The organism is Veronia pacifica, assembly GCF_001707825.1.
GTDB lineage: Bacteria > Pseudomonadota > Gammaproteobacteria > Enterobacterales > Vibrionaceae > Veronia > Veronia pacifica.
This window is the reverse complement of sequence record NZ_LYBM01000038.1, coordinates 11827-27435: the sequence shown is the minus strand read 5'-3', so window position 1 is coordinate 27435 and position 15609 is coordinate 11827. Positions and strand designations below refer to the sequence as shown.

Here is a 15609-nt window from a genome sequence, read left to right as displayed (position 1 = left end):
ATGACAGATACACGTTTACTTGACAGTCTGGGAACTGATGGCGAGTTTGTTGCTCGCCACAACGGTCCCAAGCAGCAAGAACAAGCAGATATGCTCAAAGCGGTTAATGCCACCAGCCTTGAGCATCTGATAGAAGAGACGATCCCTGCGGGCATTCGTCTGCCAGAGCCAATGAAGCTCGATGCGGCGCTGAGCGAGCACAACATGCTGGCGCGTCTGAAAGAAATCGCGTCAAAAAACGTTATTAAGCGTAGCCTCATTGGTCAGGGTTACTACAACACGTTCACACCAAACGTTATTTTGCGTAATGTGTTGGAAAATCCGGGTTGGTATACGGCCTATACCCCATATCAGCCCGAGATATCTCAGGGCCGTCTGGAATCCCTGCTCAACTTCCAGCAAATGGTGATGGACTTGACAGGCATGGACCTGGCGAATGCCTCCCTGCTGGATGAGGCTACTGCGGCTGCAGAGGCCATGACGCTGTGTAAGCGTGGCGGTAAGAGTAAGAGCAACACGTACTTCGTATCAGACGATGTACATCCGCAGACTCTGGATGTTGTGAAAACCCGTGCTGAATTCTTCGGGTTCGACATTGTTGTTGCAGCCACTGAAACGCTGCCAGAGCACGATGTATTCGGTGCACTTCTACAATACCCGGGTACCACGGGTGAAGTAAAAGATCTGACAGATGTTATCGCTGCGGCTCAGGCGAACAAAACACTGGTTGCTGTCGCATCCGACCTGCTGGCGCTAACTGTGCTCAAAGCTCCTGGTGAAATGGGTGCCGACGTAGTCATTGGTTCTGCACAACGTTTCGGTGTACCAATGGGCTTTGGTGGTCCACACGCCGCCTTTATGGCGACCCGTGATAAGCTGAAACGCACCATGCCAGGCCGTGTGATTGGCGTATCAGTTGATTCAAACGGCAAACAAGCGCTACGGATGGCAATGCAAACCCGTGAGCAACATATTCGCCGTGAAAAAGCGACTTCCAATATTTGTACCGCTCAGGCACTGCTGGCAAACATGGCATCTTTCTATGCGGTTTACCATGGCCCAGATGGCCTGCGTAAGATCGGTCGCCGTGTTCATCATCTCGCAGCCTTATTTGCTGCTGGCGTGAAACAGTCTGGTTTAACGCTTGCGCACCCGCATTTCTTCGATACTGTCACGCTAGAAAGCGGTGATAACACCGATGCTTTGTATCAAGCTGCTCAGAATGCAGGTTTCAACTTGCGTAAGCTGGACGGTCAACTCGGCGTGAGCTTTGATGAGACATCCAGCCTTGAAGAAGTGAATGCGTTGCTGACAGCACTGACCGGTGAGGGTAACGCAGCACAGTTTTCTGCGGCTGTAGAAGCTGATGAATTTGGTGCTGTTCCAGAGAATTGTCGTCGTACCAGTGACTATCTGACTCACCCTGTGTTTAACACGTATCACAGCGAAACACGCATGATGCGTTACATGAAAAAGCTTGAAAATAAAGATTTCTCGCTGACTCATGGCATGATCCCGCTTGGCAGCTGCACCATGAAGCTGAATGCTGCCGCCGAGATGATCCCGGTTACCTGGCCTGAATTTGGTGCCCTGCACCCATTTGTGCCGGCTGACCAGTCTCTGGGTTACGCTGAACTGGCAGACTCACTGAGCAAGATGCTATGTGAGATCACTGGTTATGACGCTATGTCTATGCAGCCAAACTCTGGTGCACAGGGCGAATACGCGGGTCTGATTGCAATTCAGCGTTACCATCAGAGTCGTGGTGATGACCACAGAAACGTCTGTCTGATCCCGAGTTCTGCACACGGTACCAACCCTGCATCGGCCGCTATGGTTTCAATGAAAGTGGTCGTGGTTGGTTGTGATGATGACGGTAACGTCGATGTTGAAGATCTTAAGGCGAAGATTGAAAAACACCGCGAAAACCTGTCTTGTATCATGATCACCTACCCGTCAACGCACGGCGTTTACGAAGAAGCAGTACAAGAAGTTTGTGAATTGGTTCATGAAGCAGGCGGTCAGGTTTATCTTGACGGTGCGAACATGAACGCACAGGTTGGTCTGACAACGCCGGGCTTTATCGGTTCAGATGTCTCACACCTCAACCTGCATAAAACTTTCTGTATTCCTCACGGTGGCGGTGGCCCGGGCATGGGTCCAATCGGTGTGAAATCTCACCTTGCGCCTTTCTTGCCGGGTCACGTTGAGCAAGGCAGTGATTATGCCGTCTCTGCTGCGCCAATCGGCAGTGCGTCTATCCTACCTATCTCATGGGCTTACATCGCCATGACAGGTGAGCAGGGCCTGACCGAGGCGACTGAGCTGGCGATTCTGAACGCCAACTACGTGATGGAGCGTCTGCGTCCCCATTATGAAGTACTGTATCGCGGTACTCATGGTCGTATTGCGCACGAGTGTATTATTGACATTCGTCCAATCAAAGAGGCGTCCGGTATCAGTGAAGAAGACATCGCTAAGCGTTTGATGGATTACGGTTTCCATGCGCCGACCATGTCTTTCCCGGTCGCAGGGACTCTGATGATTGAGCCAACTGAGAGTGAGGACAAAGACGAACTGGATCGTTTCTGTGATGCGATGATCGCTATCCGTCAGGAAGTGGCTCAGGTTCAGTCTGGTGCATGGACATTAGAGGACAACCCTCTGGTAAATGCACCGCACACTCAGGCTGATTTGATGGCTGAGAACTGGGAGCGCGCTTACAGCCGTGAAGTAGCCTGTTTCCCGAGCACTCACTCCAAAGCCTCTAAATACTGGCCGACAGTAAACCGTGTCGATAATGTTTATGGTGACCGTAACCTTATCTGTTCTTGCCCTTCAATCGAGAGCTACATCGAAGAGTAATGATAATATGGTAACCAGCTGTTAAGGCTGAAAAAAAGGCGAGCCTCTTGGTTCGCCTTTTTTGTGCTCGCTGTGCGGCTCAAACAAACCTGTACTTCAAGTAATGGCAACACATTCCACTTTTAGCCTGTCCGGGTCTTCAAAATAGACAGCATAATGAGCAGCACCACCCGCGTGAGGATGTCTATCTTGGTATAACACGCGAACACCCCGCTTCGTTAATTTAGCGGTGAGAATATCAACTTCGTCACGGCTGGGAAGATTGAATGCCAGGTGGTTGAGCCCGGTCCGTGAGCGATGATAAGACGGTTTAAGATGTTTTTCCTCCGTTTGAACAAACACCAGATAGGTATTTTCCAGACGCCAACTAAAGCCTTTATCCCAGTCCTGATACTCGTCATAGCCGAGCTCATTGAGCAGCCATCCTCAGAATGCTCTGGACTGACTTAAATTAGATACATTGATTTCGATATGGCTCAGGGTTCCTTTTGTCATTTATCTCTACCCTTCACAGAAAAGACTGCTTAGACAGACTGATACGCATATCTGCACAGTCAAACATGCCCTTACCAAGTCGCGGAAAAGACGCATAATTTTTGAGGAGTCCCCTATTTTCAAAACCACACTTCTCCAGAACCCGAATACTGGCATAGTGTTCACAATGGGGAGCTGTCCTTACTTCATCAAAGCCACATCGTTTCAGATACTTCAGTCCATCCAAACAAACGTTTGTCGCCAAGCCTTTTCCCGATTGGGCGACAGAAAGACCGATGTGTATCTCTGCATGCTTATCTGTGAATACCAGCACCAACAAACCCACCACTTCATCGCTATCGGCAAACGCGATACCGTAAGTCAGTACATTGGGTGAGGATACCTGATAACTTTGCTGCCAGCGCTGAATCGCCATCAGCGTTTCACTCTCGTGTTGATGGTACGGCGAACTCACGAACGTTGCCGATGACTGACAAGATTTGTAGTGACGATAGAGACTAGCACTGTCTGTCTCAACCAGTTGTCGAATCTGATAGACAGTGTCTTCCGCTAACACTCTGACATGCTGCAAATCATTACCCTCCCAGTGAATATAGCGCTCTGTTATCTGCGTGATGAGCCAATATACATTGGCTTGAGACAGCTATGCTGAAAGCTGACAATTTCCTCGTCGTGATTCAAATATTCAAGTCAAGACAGTGGTTATACTGGCAGACGCCGACACCCCTCATCGTCAATGAAAAGGAATCATCATGTATAAAAAGGTATATTTTGTTGTTCTCTTCGCATTCGCTTTAATCACTGGCTGTGGAGGTGGAGGCAATAGTAAACAGGTCGCGTCTGGCAGTGAGAAATTCGTCTTGACCCATGATGGTGTTAACCGAGAGTATGCTGTCATTTTGCCCGACAACTATGACGGTGAAACCGCCCTGCCCGTGGTGTTAAATTTTCACGGTTATGGTGGAAAAGCTCAGGAATACATAGTCGAAGCAGACATGAGGCCAGAAGCTCAATCTGCACCGTTTCTTCTGGTATATCCGCAGGGCAGCTTGCTGAACGGAGTGAGTCATTGGAATGCAAGCCTGCCAGGTCCCGATAATAAAAGTAGTGCCGACGACCTTGGTTTCACCCGCGCGCTGATTGAGCAACTCTCAGAAAGTTACACCATAGATGCTGAAAGAATATACGCAGTCGGATACTCAAATGGCGGTATGTTCAGTTATGCGCTCGCTTGTCAACTAAGTGATAAGATCGCGGCTATTGGTTCTGTGTCAGGCACCATGCTCGATGGAGACTGTAATCCATTGCGTCCAATACCCGTGATCATTTTTCATGGCACGGAAGACAGTGTTATCCCCTATGAGGGAGACGAAGATTGGAACTCCGTTGAGACAGTCCTTAATCACTGGATCCAGTTTAACGGTACAGAAACAACCCCGACTAATACCCGACAAAATGCCAATGTCGAATACTCACAATATATCAATAACAACAGTGGGATAGCGGTTGAGCATTACAAGGTCGTAGGGGGCGAACATATCTGGTTTACCCAAGGTACCGATGGTCTAAACACAAGTGAGCAGCTTTGGCAGTTTCTGTCCCAATATGACCTTAATGGTAAACGTTGATAAGGCCACAATATGGCCTGTAAGATCCTGAATTATCCAAATTCAGATCACCCATCAAACACGTTTGAGATATTGTTATCGGGCAACAGTCAGTGGATTGATTGAGGAAGTGAATGTGAACAAACGGCTGTATTTTATACCTGGCACCATGTGTAACAAAAGGCTGTGGGAAAAGCTTGCCCCTTTTCTCAATCCCACCATTGAGCCTGTATTTCTTGATATTCCCTCGAACAAAACCTTCGCTCAAATAGCTGATGAATATGAAGACATGATGGACGATGGAAGGTCCTGTCTGATTGGCTTCTCTCTTGGTGGTTACATTGCATGTTCTTTTGCAGCGCGTTACCCGGAGAGAGTAAGCAAGCTTTTTGTCATATCTAACAATCCCGCAGGTCTGCCCCATGAGGAACAAGTGCAGCGTAAACAGATTCTACATTGGGTGAAAGGTAACGGTTATCACGGCATCAGCCAAAGAAAAGCAGCGTCACTACTGGATCAAAGAAACGTAAGTGATAGCAATATTGAGATCATTCTTTCTATGGACAAAGAATTAGGATCTGAGACCTTCGTCAGCCAGTATCAACTAACATCAGAGCGCGAGGATCTAACGGAAGCCATACAATCATTCAACTTCCCTACCCATTTTTACATTAGTGAAAACGATCCCCTGCTTATGGCAACTGGATTCAATCAGTTCAGCAAGAATCCAATGGTTTCCGTTATCCGAACTTCTGGGTCAGGTCATATGTTGCCGCTGGAAAAGCCGCGGGAGCTTGCTGAACAAATAAATAGCTGGTTTAGCCAGTAATATAGCCTCGATACCAAAATGTCAGCATATTGCAACGTTAGCGCTTTATTTATTAGCGGAAAAGAACAATATAAAGGTGTTTTTAGTGATATGTAACAAACACATTCTATGAGAAACTTGAGCCGTTAATAAAAACATGGAAAGGAGATTTCAGTGAAAAAATTCCTCACATTCATCAGCGCTTCTCTATTAAGCGGTTGCTTGGGGATGCCTGAGCAAGTCTCTCCCATTGATAATTTTGAACTTGACCGATACCTTGGCAAGTGGTTTGAAATTGCCCGTTTAGACCACTCCTTTGAGCGAGGGCTAAATCAGGTCACTGCCACATACAGTGTCAGACCTGATGGCGGTGTCAAAGTCATAAACCGAGGCTTTTCAAACAAGGACAATGAATGGCAAGAGGCTGAAGGCAAAGCCTATTTTGTAAAAACGAAGTCAGAAGGTTACCTGAAAGTGTCATTTTTCGGCCCCTTCTACGGTTCTTACGTCATCTTTGAACTGGAAGAAAACTATCAGTATGCTTTTATTTCCGGCCCTGACACTGACTACCTCTGGTTGTTATCCCGAACACCACAAGTTTCCCAAGATATCCTTGATAAATTCGTTGCCGAGGCCAAATCACGGGGCTTCGATACCGACGCTCTGATCTACGTTGACCAGGAGTAGACAGCCGGATATCTCAGACCAGAAGAATCCGACATATTCTTAGCAGTCTGAATACCCATTAATATGCTGAATTATTTTGGTAAAACTCTGTGTGCAATGCTTTTTATTATTGTGTACAATTTATGCATCAGGGGTTTTAAGAGGGTGGACAGCGACTGCTCTGCCATCGTCAGCTCAATAACTCATAAATAGATAACACGAAAAGGAAGCAAGAAATGATATGGAATGTGTACCTCAGCGGAGAAATTCATACCGATTGGCGTCAGCGCATCATCGATGGTGCTGAGCAACAGGGACTCAGTATCGTGTTCCACTCGGCAAACACTGATCATGATGCAAGTGATGCAGCTGGTGATGTGTTAAGAGAGAACGAATCGGGTTTCTGGCGCGATCATCAATCGTCAAAAGTTAATGCCATTCGCACCTCGACGCTGATCAAACAATGCGATATCGGCGTTGTGCGTTTTGGCGATAAATATCGTCAATGGAATGCCGCATTTGACGCTGGCATGCTGGCTGCGCTTGGTAAGCCGTTTATTACACTGCACGATGACTCTCTGATCCATCCACTCAAAGAGGTTGATGGTGCAGCAATGGCCTGGGCCGAGACGCCAGAACAGGTGGTGGAACTGCTCAAATATGTTACCAGTAAATAAATTAGCGTATCTGACTCGCTGAATTTTCGTTGTATCCGATACAGAATTACCTCACGATAAAGCATGTCAGTGTTGGGCTAACCAGAGGTAGTAATGTCAGAGATCAATAATAACGAAAGCTATGTCGATCACTCTTCCATAAACTCAGTTCCTCTTACGAGGAGTTTGTTGATGTCGAATTTGAAGAGTGCCATTTTACAGACTGTGATTTCTCATCGGCTATTTTTCAACGTTGTAAATTTACCAACTGTGTATTCGAACGGTGTAATTTAAGCCTTACCGATCTCTCAGCATCAAAACTATTTGGCATCCGGTTTCTGGATACCAAACTCGTCGGCGTAGACTGGACCAAAGCAACATGGCCGGTCTACCACCTTGATTTTGAATTGACTTTTGAGCGCTGTATTTTAAATGACAGCTCGTTTTTTGGCTTGACGCTAAATGAGTTAGCAATAGACGAGTGTAAATTACACGATGTGGACTTCAGAGAAGGGAATTTTGTCCGTTCAAAAATGGTCGCCAGTGACTTCTCGTATAGCTTATTTATGCGTACTAACTTGCAGGACGTGGACTTCACCGATTCAACCGCATACGCTATCGACATTTTAGAAAATCAAATAAAAGGGGCGACGTTTTCACGCTACGAGGCATTGAACTTACTTAATAGCCTTGATATTGAGCTGGTGGACTGACTCTCTCATTCGGCAATATTAGCGAGCCTAGTTACGTTTTATCGGCAAAATGTCTGAACGTTTGAACCAAAAAAACTCGGCGCTGCGCCGAGTTTTTTATTCCGCAAACTATTATGCGTAAACCTTACTTAGGAAACGCAGCAGCATGTCATTGACAAACTCAGGCTGCTCCAGCGAGCTGATATGACCCGCATTGGGGATCTCAACCAATTCACTGCCAGTAATACAATCATTCATTAAATAGGATTCAAATACCGGGCGCGGCTTATCCTCACGGCCTACTGCAATTAAGGTTGGCAGGGCGAATTTCTCCGCTTCTTCAATCAGATCGCGGCGGCCAAAGACCATACGTCCCACCCGGGCAACCTCGACTGCAGACTCACCGGTCAAGCTTCCAAGGTACTGCTTGAGAGATGCAACAATAGCAGCGTTGTCTTTCTCAGCGTTATCAGCAAAGAACAATGGCACGACAGCATCAATAATCGGCGCAGGGACAGCCTTCAGCTGACTGATAGTGTCGAGCATACCGAAGTATTTCTGATGGGTAATTTCGGGTTCCAGACCAATAAATGTGTCCATCAGTACCAGAGACTTGACTCGCTGAGGTGCCTGAGACACCAGCTCCGCCCCCCACATACCGCCAACAGACAGACCAACAATGGAGAAATGCTCAATGTCGAGATGGTCCATCAATGCCAACAAATGCTGAGCATAGTCAACCAAGGAGGTCATAGAAGCTGGAGCCGCATCAGACTTGCCGTGTGCCCACAGCTCAGGCACGATACAACGATAAGACTGGCTCAGTACCTCAATTTGTGGGGCCCACATTTGGCTATCCCACAAAAAGCTGTGTCCAAACAGCAACACCGGCCCCTCACCCTTGTCTAAATAAGCCAGCTTCTGACCTTCAATTTCAAATGTATTCATTGTGGTATCCATGTATGGTTATTCATGGCAATCATACCACTAACATCAAGGCTAACTCTCGGTCTTCATTGGAAAAATGTTCAATAACAAAGAGACGTTTTTCGCAGCGTAGACTGTAAGAAAACAGCCTTGATGTGTTGCGGCTAAAACCAAACGGAGAGGCAACTGCATCATTATTGAACGCTTCTTAGCCCCCCTCTCCGTGGCTAACTTCACCTCGCACGAACCATTCAGCACTTTACTCAAGATAGATACAGTCTGAACCTACGACGCATTAACCTACCAAAAGAAACGACCAAAAGCGTTTTAACACTTTTCTTCTTCACGCAACGTCAGCACCTTATAGCCGGAGCCAGTAACCAATACTGTATGTTCCCACTGGGCGGAAAGCTTTTTATCACGGGTGACAACTGTCCAGCCATCTCTCTTCGTTTTCACTTTGGCGCTCCCCTGGTTCACCATCGGCTCAATCGTGAACGTCATACCCGGTTTCAGCGTCATTCCTGTCCCCGGCTCACCATAGTGCAGTATCTGAGGCGCTTCATGCATTTCTCGGCCAATACCATGACCACAGTACTCACGCACAATGCTATAGCCATGACTCACCGCATATCGCTGAATAGCATGGCCAATATCCCCAAGTGTTGCACCCGGCTTTACCTGCTCAATGCCTTTCCACATTGCCTGATAAGTGACCTCTGATAGATGTCGAGCGAGGGGAGTTGCATGTGGCATAAGATACATTTTACTTGAATCAGCAATAAAGCCATCTTTCTCCAGCGTGATATCAATGTTCAAGATATCGCTGTCTTTTAATTTCTGGTTGCTGCTCGGGACACCGTGACATACCACATCATTAAGCGATGAATTGAGTACAAACTGGTAGTCGTACTGTCCCTTACTCGCTGGACGTGCTCGCAGTTCATTCACAATGAATGACTCAACACAATCATTGATAGCCATCGTGGTTATTCCCGGTTTGACTATGCTGTCCAGCATTCTGAAAACCGTGGCAAGTAACTGGCCTGCCCTATTCATCAGCATAATCTCTTGCTGTGACTTAATATTCACGGGTCTAGTCATCAGCTTGATCCGGTTTAGATGCCAGATTATCGGTACAGACTTTGGCCTGACTCATCATCTGAGCCACCAAGTCATTAAACGACAGATTGGGATGAAGCTCCGCCTGCATACCCATTTTGATCCAAAACTCTGCCTGAGAGTTAATTGAACGCGACATGACACTACTGGCCTTTCGAATTTCTTCGTGAAGGTCTTCAGAAATCTTAACAATACCCATAGTCGACACTTTGTATATAAAACATATATGAAATATATATAAATCAAATAATTCTTGTTGTGAAATATGTCGGAAAAAATAAACTGTCATGATCATGAGTGTATTTCCGGTGACCATTTAGCGTTAACTTATTGAAAAAAATGGAAGAATGAAACTATGATCACATTTAGAGCTGCCAAAAAAGAAGATAAAAACTGGGCATTTGACCTTCGGACTGATTGCGAGTGCGCCTATATAACTAGACATTTTGGCTGGGACACCGATTTTCAACACCAACTTTACAACGAAGAATGGCGTAAAACGCCGCCAGTTATCATTTTGTACAATGGTGAAAGAGCTGGATTTTTTTGTCTGGAAAAGGAAGATGAGGTGACATTTTTACGTAAGTTCTTTGTCTCTGCCGATTTCAGAAACAGAGGTATTGGCACTGCTGTCGTTAAACGCCTTCAGAAAATGTTCGCGGAATCACCAACTGGCATTCGGCTTGCCGTTTTTCATGGCAACCCTTCTGCATCTTTGTACCAGAGACACGGTTTTATTTTGTACAAAGAATGTAGCAAATACAGTTACTATTGCTGGAATGCCACCAACGCAAAAGCTCTTAGTCTCAATTATTAATGGCCGAAACCAACTTTTTCAGTTCGCTTTGTGCGGGCTCGGTAAAATCGTGACCCATATTAATCCGAAAGCAATCTCGATATAAATTCAAAGACGTGAACAACGCGCCATGCCTGACATCTACACATGCTTCAGCAAGGTGTTTGTTCAAACGCTCAGAATCCACTCCGGGGATCTGGAGCCAAAGCACCAACCCTCCATCAGGCTGGCTGATACGAATTTTATCGCCAAGTTCATTGGTTAGGTAAGCGGTGTATTCCCGTTTACTGGCCTGTAATTGAAATCTTTTTCGTCGTAAATAGGCAGAATAGTTACCGTTTAAAATGAAGTCTGCCAATGTCAGTTGAATCTGACTGGAGATTCCATAACTGCCCGCAGCGAACAAATCGATGAATTCTGTGAGATACGCCCGGGTAGACACCATCCCAATCGATAAGAGGGAGAGAGTGTTTTCGAAATCGAACCGCACCACAAAATATAGCCGTGTCGGTCAAAGTACTTTGCGGGTAATGGGAATGTTTCCTGATGAGACAATTCAATGTACACGTCATCTTCAATAATGGGGGTTCGAAACTTAGTTGCCAACGCCACCAGCCGCTTTTTCTGTTCAATTGACATGGTAATGCCCTGCGGATTCATATGGGTAGTGCAAAACAACCCTGCCTTGATGTGGCCTTGCTCAAGATGACACTCAAGTTGGTCAAGATCTATCCCACTCTCTGTTGAGGGGATCTCAACTATTTTCCGCCCCATGGTCGCCAGAAGGGTGATAAGCCCGTTAAAGCATGGAGAACTAATGGCGACGGCATCACCCGCTGAGGTACATATTTCCAATGCTGTCTTCACTCCCGACATACAGCCGCCTGTAATAACCAGCTCATTTGATTTGAATGCAAACCCGTGATGAGAAAAATGTTGTGAAAGTGCCTGCCGCAGTAATGGCTCCCCCTGATAATCCGGGTAGTGACTCAGACGATCGTCGAGCCTTTTGAAAGCGCAGCGAAAGCTCCTCTCAATAGCCGTTTTTGCTTTGCTGTCCATTGTTGTACTGGATACACCAAGAGGCCCATTCAATGGGTTAGGCTGTACGATGTTGGTAGTGGGTTCAGTGACCTGACTGACAAACTGCAGAAGATCAGGCCTATTGCAATGCTGCAGGGGTTTTGCCGCGACATAAAAGCCTGCTTTTGGGCGAGAAATTATCCAACCCAGAGACTCCAGTTCCTGATAACAACTGACTGCCGTCGAAACACTGACTGCATGCTGATTAGCCAGCATCCTCAACGATGGCATTTTACTCCCCCGCGTTAACTTGCCATCATTAATATCTCTGATGAAAGATTCTGCCAGCTGTTTGTATCGCATCCTATCTGTACCCATATTTTATCCATTTAGAAAACTGTACGCTTTTTTCAGATAAGACTAAACGGATATTTTTATAGATTAATGTGGTACTCACATTACAAACTGTACTGATATTTATTGCTTTATCTGTATCTGTACCTAAAGAAAAATGCTGTTCATACTGAGCAAACAGTATCGCGGATTAAGGAGAAACAATGTCAACACGCGACTTAGCTCTGGCAACATTGGTTATGCTGATATGGGGCTTTAACTTTTCAATGATCAAGATGGGCGTGTCTGCTGTCGATCCATTACTCGCCACAGCAGCGCGTTTCACAGCAGCAGTTATTCCTATGATCTTTTTTATCCGCAAACCCGACGTAGCATGGCGCTACCTCGTCGCTTATGGTGTCGTTTTCGGTGTCGGTGTGTGGGGCATGGCATCGTGGTCTATTACTGCAGGATTATCATCTGGCATGTCATCCGTTCTGATGCAAACAAATGTACTGTTCAGCATTCTTGTCGGTGTATTCTTTTTTAATGAAAGACTCTCAAAAAGAAAGCTGTTTGGCGTCTCCTTTGCCATCGCAGGGCTAATAGTGTCAGTTATCTACACCAACGGTAACGTGACTCTATTTGGACTTATTCTGGTGACGCTTTCGGCCATTTCGTGGGCATTGGTTGGTGTCATTGTGAAATCAGCAAAAGTGAAGCAGGCCTTTGCATTTAATGTGTGGGGAATGGCGTTCGCTCCAATACCGCTTGTTCTTCTCACCCTGTTCATAAATGGTGATGCTGTGATAATAGAGTCATTTCATGCGTGGGATGTGGACACAAGTATGGCGATACTATTTCAAGCCTACCCCACTACCCTTTTCGGATACTGGGTGTTTAATAATTTACTGATTCGATACCCTTTGAGTACCGTAGCACCGCTGACCCTTTTGGTACCGATCTTTGCTCTGCTCAGCGGATATCTGATGTATGGCGAGACACTTACAAATCCTCAAATTATCGCCTGTGGTTTGTTTCTGTGTGGGATACTGATGATTGTTATAGGGCCAGTAAAAAAGCAAAATACGTCGGCAAAACATCAACACGCTAATTCAACAAGGTAGGTTTTTAATAACAGCCTTTAGTTGACTGATACCAATAATTGATAAGCCAGATTTTATATTCACGTGTGTCAGGCAAAGAATACAATGACACAAACAACGTATTTGCCTGACCCTGTGATTTTGTATATAAACGAAGATTCTAAGTGGCACTTCATTGTCGAAGAACGCCATATCCCCCGGTAAACTCTCGCTCACCATCTGCTCTACTGATAACTGTTACGTAAAACGTAATGTAAAACTTACTTCATGAAACAATCTTTTTATTTCCATGAAGAGATCTTGGTTCACTTTTTCTCTTATTGTTGATATGCACTGGGGATTCTTGGGGCAATATTGACGGCAATGGAGAAATATAACCCATACCTCCCGAAGTAAAACGCTTATACCCAGATCCGTACAAAACGGACTTGCCATTATCCCCTTCAAAGGAGTCGGGAATGAAAAATATGTCTATTGTTAGGAAACTGATTTTTGGAACCAGTTTTCTTGCGATAATTATCGCTGGTATTGCCACATGGATTGCTGTTTGCCAGATCTCGGATTTAACCGAAGAAAACGCACATAGCGCGCTTTCAGAGCAAATCTCCGATAAAGCGGAATTTGCCAGAGGTTATTTCCAGCGCTATCAAGCCATCGTCGATGTATTTCTTAGCAATAGTGATATTCGTACTTTTGCTCAACAAAGAACCAGCGAAGATATCCCCTACGATACCCCTCTTTTCAAAAAAATTCAGGGCGATATCAAAACACTGGCTGATCAGGACCAAAAGCTAATCACTACCTTTTTCGCCGTTGGTAGTACAGGCGAGTACTATGACTTATCAGGTCGCTATTTCGACCCTAAGGTCAATCTCAAATCAAGACCTTGGTGGCAGCGTTCAATCAAAGAAAAGAAACCATGGCTCACTACCGCGATTGATATCCGGACGGGTAATCTCAGTGGCGCAATTTACTCGCCAGTATACGATCAGACCGGAAAACTGCTTTACATTGGCGGAGCAGATATTGATGTTACCGGGATTCAAAAGAGTCTACTCGACGACCTCAGGTATCAAGGAGCAGGCATTCCATTTGTCTTCAACGAAAAAGGCGACGTCGTTCTCTTCTCAGGTAAGAAACCTGAGGAATTAAAGTCGCTGACCTTGAATAAATTGGATCAGCAGGGCGAAGGATTTTCATCTTTGGTCAATGTTGATGCTCAATATCAAACCGCCTTTAAGCATGTTACCTGGATGGGACAGGAGCAAGTGCTTGCAGTTCGCACCATTAAGTCAGAATGGCCTAATATGCAATGGTCTTTGGCATTAATGGTACCTGCCACCTTGATAAACGAGCCTGTTAAATCGGCGACAATGAGCGCATTATTCTTTGCTGCTGTCTGTCTCTCCATGCTTGTTGCAGCCATTGGCGTATTCGCCAAGCGAGCACTGCTCCCGCTGAACAATGCCGCGGAAGCGATGCGCGAAATTGCGCAAGGTGATGGCGATTTACGACAACGCCTCGACAACGAACGTAAGGATGAAGTTGGACAGGTCGCGAGCGCGTTCAATCTGTTCACTGAAAAAATACATCATCTGGTTTCTGACAGCACAACACTGGCGGGGGCGGTTCAACAAAACAGCGAAGAAATGCAGCGGGTTGTCGTAGATACCCACGACGCCATTAATGCTCAGAAAAATGAGCTGGAACTTATTGCTGCCGCCGCCACCGAGATGGGCCATGCTGTGAATGAGATTTCAAACAATGCAGATCGTACCCGGGAGATGACCTCAGATGCAGAAACATTGGTCTCGAACGGTAAAGCCAGTGTCTCTGCATCAACGTCAAAAGTTGAGCAGTTGACGGCTGATATTATCTCGGCTGAACAAATGGTGACTCAGTTACGGCAGGATGTCGATCAAATCGGTCAGATTCTGAATGTCATTGGTGATATCGCCGAGCAAACCAACCTGCTGGCTCTCAACGCAGCGATTGAAGCGGCTCGGGCAGGAGATCAGGGCCGAGGTTTTGCAGTCGTGGCATCAGAGGTTCGAAACCTGGCAAGCAAAACTCAGGAATCGACTATAAGCATTCGCGAGATCATCGAAAAACTGCAAAGCCAGACCCATCAGGTTGATGCTGTCATGTCGCAAAACCGCAGTCAGGCCAACGATACCGTTGAAAGCGCACGTGAACAGACCCAATTGCTTGAAAAAATGATGGACGCTATCACGGGTATTCAAGCTCAGGCAGAGCAGATTGCCTGCGCGACTGCGGAACAGACGCAAGTCGTGGCGGACATCAGTCAGAACGTCAACCGAGTCAATGACCTGAGCACTGAGACGGCAGGAAAGATGGATAAGGCAGTCGAAGAAACGCAAAACCTTAATGCCAACAACGCACAACTCCAGTCTTCAATGAATCAGTTTACAGTCTGACCACCTTTAAAACGGCTCTCAGCGAGCCGTTTTAATTTCCCTATTTTTTATTTCCACACTAAAGACCTAATCACT

General features: G+C 46.2%; 13 protein-coding genes and 2 pseudogenes. 9 read left to right on the top strand and 6 right to left on the bottom strand.

Going from position 1 to position 15609, the window contains the following annotated elements:
* The gene (gene gcvP, locus A8L45_RS17615; RefSeq protein WP_068904676.1) at positions 1–2865 is read left to right on the top strand and encodes an aminomethyl-transferring glycine dehydrogenase; all 2865 of its coding nucleotides are present in this window, start codon (positions 1–3) and stop codon (positions 2863–2865) included.
* Positions 2866–2961: 96 nt separating this feature from the next.
* Here gcvP and A8L45_RS25045 read toward each other — a convergent pair whose 3' ends face one another.
* Together A8L45_RS25045 and A8L45_RS17605 are read right to left on the bottom strand one after the other, a co-directional pair.
* Positions 2962–3207: a VOC family protein gene (locus A8L45_RS25045; RefSeq protein WP_217492179.1), complete on the bottom strand. Its 246-nt coding sequence runs from the start codon at positions 3205–3207 to the stop codon at positions 2962–2964.
* Positions 3208–3373: 166 nt separating this feature from the next.
* Positions 3374–3931, bottom strand: coding sequence for a GNAT family N-acetyltransferase (locus A8L45_RS17605; RefSeq protein WP_068904675.1), 558 nt, complete (start codon positions 3929–3931; stop codon positions 3374–3376).
* A gap of 181 nt (positions 3932–4112) precedes the next feature.
* On the opposite strand from A8L45_RS17605, the gene A8L45_RS17600 reads away from it, so the two are divergent.
* The 5 genes and pseudogenes from A8L45_RS17600 to A8L45_RS25735 all read left to right on the top strand — a co-directional run bounded on the left by A8L45_RS17600 (position 4113) and on the right by A8L45_RS25735 (position 7810).
* Complete coding sequence (locus A8L45_RS17600) at positions 4113–4988, top strand: CE1 family esterase (protein ID WP_068904674.1); 876 nt, start codon at positions 4113–4115, stop codon at positions 4986–4988.
* 115 nt (positions 4989–5103) lie between these two features.
* Complete coding sequence (locus A8L45_RS17595; RefSeq protein ID WP_068904673.1) at positions 5104–5796, top strand: alpha/beta fold hydrolase; 693 nt, start codon at positions 5104–5106, stop codon at positions 5794–5796.
* Between the two features lie 153 nt (positions 5797–5949).
* On the top strand, positions 5950–6462 hold the full coding sequence (locus A8L45_RS17590; protein ID WP_068904672.1) for a lipocalin family protein: 513 nt from the start codon (positions 5950–5952) through the stop codon (positions 6460–6462).
* Positions 6463–6677: 215 nt separating this feature from the next.
* On the top strand, positions 6678–7118 hold the full coding sequence (locus A8L45_RS17585) for a YtoQ family protein (protein ID WP_068904671.1): 441 nt from the start codon (positions 6678–6680) through the stop codon (positions 7116–7118).
* Positions 7119–7211: 93 nt separating this feature from the next.
* Positions 7212–7810: pseudogene (locus A8L45_RS25735) on the top strand (pentapeptide repeat-containing protein).
* A gap of 111 nt (positions 7811–7921) precedes the next feature.
* On the opposite strand, the gene A8L45_RS17575 reads toward A8L45_RS25735, so the two are convergent.
* The 3 genes from A8L45_RS17575 to A8L45_RS17565 form a co-directional block, all read right to left on the bottom strand.
* Positions 7922–8737 (bottom strand): alpha/beta fold hydrolase, encoded by an 816-nt coding sequence (locus A8L45_RS17575; protein WP_068904670.1) that lies wholly within the window; start codon positions 8735–8737, stop codon positions 7922–7924.
* A gap of 306 nt (positions 8738–9043) precedes the next feature.
* A complete protein-coding gene (gene map, locus A8L45_RS17570; RefSeq protein ID WP_068904669.1) occupies positions 9044–9820 on the bottom strand; it encodes a type I methionyl aminopeptidase in 777 nt (258 codons plus the stop codon).
* Positions 9813–10037 (bottom strand): ParD-like family protein, encoded by a 225-nt coding sequence (locus A8L45_RS17565; RefSeq protein ID WP_068904691.1) that lies wholly within the window; start codon positions 10035–10037, stop codon positions 9813–9815. The genes map and A8L45_RS17565 overlap by 8 nt, the downstream gene beginning before the upstream one ends.
* A 156-nt stretch (positions 10038–10193) precedes the next feature.
* On the opposite strand from A8L45_RS17565, the gene A8L45_RS17560 reads away from it, so the two are divergent.
* Complete coding sequence (locus A8L45_RS17560; protein ID WP_068904668.1) at positions 10194–10655, top strand: GNAT family N-acetyltransferase; 462 nt, start codon at positions 10194–10196, stop codon at positions 10653–10655.
* On the opposite strand, the pseudogene A8L45_RS17555 reads toward A8L45_RS17560, so the two are convergent.
* Positions 10645–12020, bottom strand: a pseudogene (locus tag A8L45_RS17555) (aminotransferase-like domain-containing protein). The gene A8L45_RS17560 and the pseudogene A8L45_RS17555 overlap by 11 nt on opposite strands.
* A 194-nt stretch (positions 12021–12214) precedes the next feature.
* Between A8L45_RS17555 and A8L45_RS17550 the strand changes: the two are divergent.
* The gene (locus tag A8L45_RS17550; protein ID WP_068904667.1) at positions 12215–13117 is read left to right on the top strand and encodes an EamA family transporter; all 903 of its coding nucleotides are present in this window, start codon (positions 12215–12217) and stop codon (positions 13115–13117) included.
* A gap of 437 nt (positions 13118–13554) precedes the next feature.
* Entirely contained in the window at positions 13555–15534 is a 1980-nt protein-coding gene (locus A8L45_RS17545; RefSeq protein ID WP_068904666.1) for a methyl-accepting chemotaxis protein, read from the top strand.
* Positions 15535–15609: the final 75 nt, after the last annotated feature.

Bases quoted from the DNA above. Each gene is read 5' to 3' on its own strand.
- gcvP (WP_068904676.1), top strand. From the start codon at position 1: ATGACAGATACACGTTTACTTGACAGTCTGGGAACTGATGGCGAGTTT.
- A8L45_RS17600 (WP_068904674.1), top strand. From the start codon at position 4,113: ATGTATAAAAAGGTATATTTTGTTGTTCTCTTCGCATTCGCTTTAATC.
- A8L45_RS17585 (WP_068904671.1), top strand. From the start codon at position 6,678: ATGATATGGAATGTGTACCTCAGCGGAGAAATTCATACCGATTGGCGT.
- A8L45_RS17575 (WP_068904670.1), bottom strand. From the start codon at position 8,737: ATGAATACATTTGAAATTGAAGGTCAGAAGCTGGCTTATTTAGACAAG.
- map (WP_068904669.1), bottom strand. From the start codon at position 9,820: ATGACTAGACCCGTGAATATTAAGTCACAGCAAGAGATTATGCTGATG.
- A8L45_RS17565 (WP_068904691.1), bottom strand. From the start codon at position 10,037: ATGGGTATTGTTAAGATTTCTGAAGACCTTCACGAAGAAATTCGAAAG.
- A8L45_RS17560 (WP_068904668.1), top strand. From the start codon at position 10,194: ATGATCACATTTAGAGCTGCCAAAAAAGAAGATAAAAACTGGGCATTT.
- A8L45_RS17550 (WP_068904667.1), top strand. From the start codon at position 12,215: ATGTCAACACGCGACTTAGCTCTGGCAACATTGGTTATGCTGATATGG.
- A8L45_RS17545 (WP_068904666.1), top strand. From the start codon at position 13,555: ATGAAAAATATGTCTATTGTTAGGAAACTGATTTTTGGAACCAGTTTT.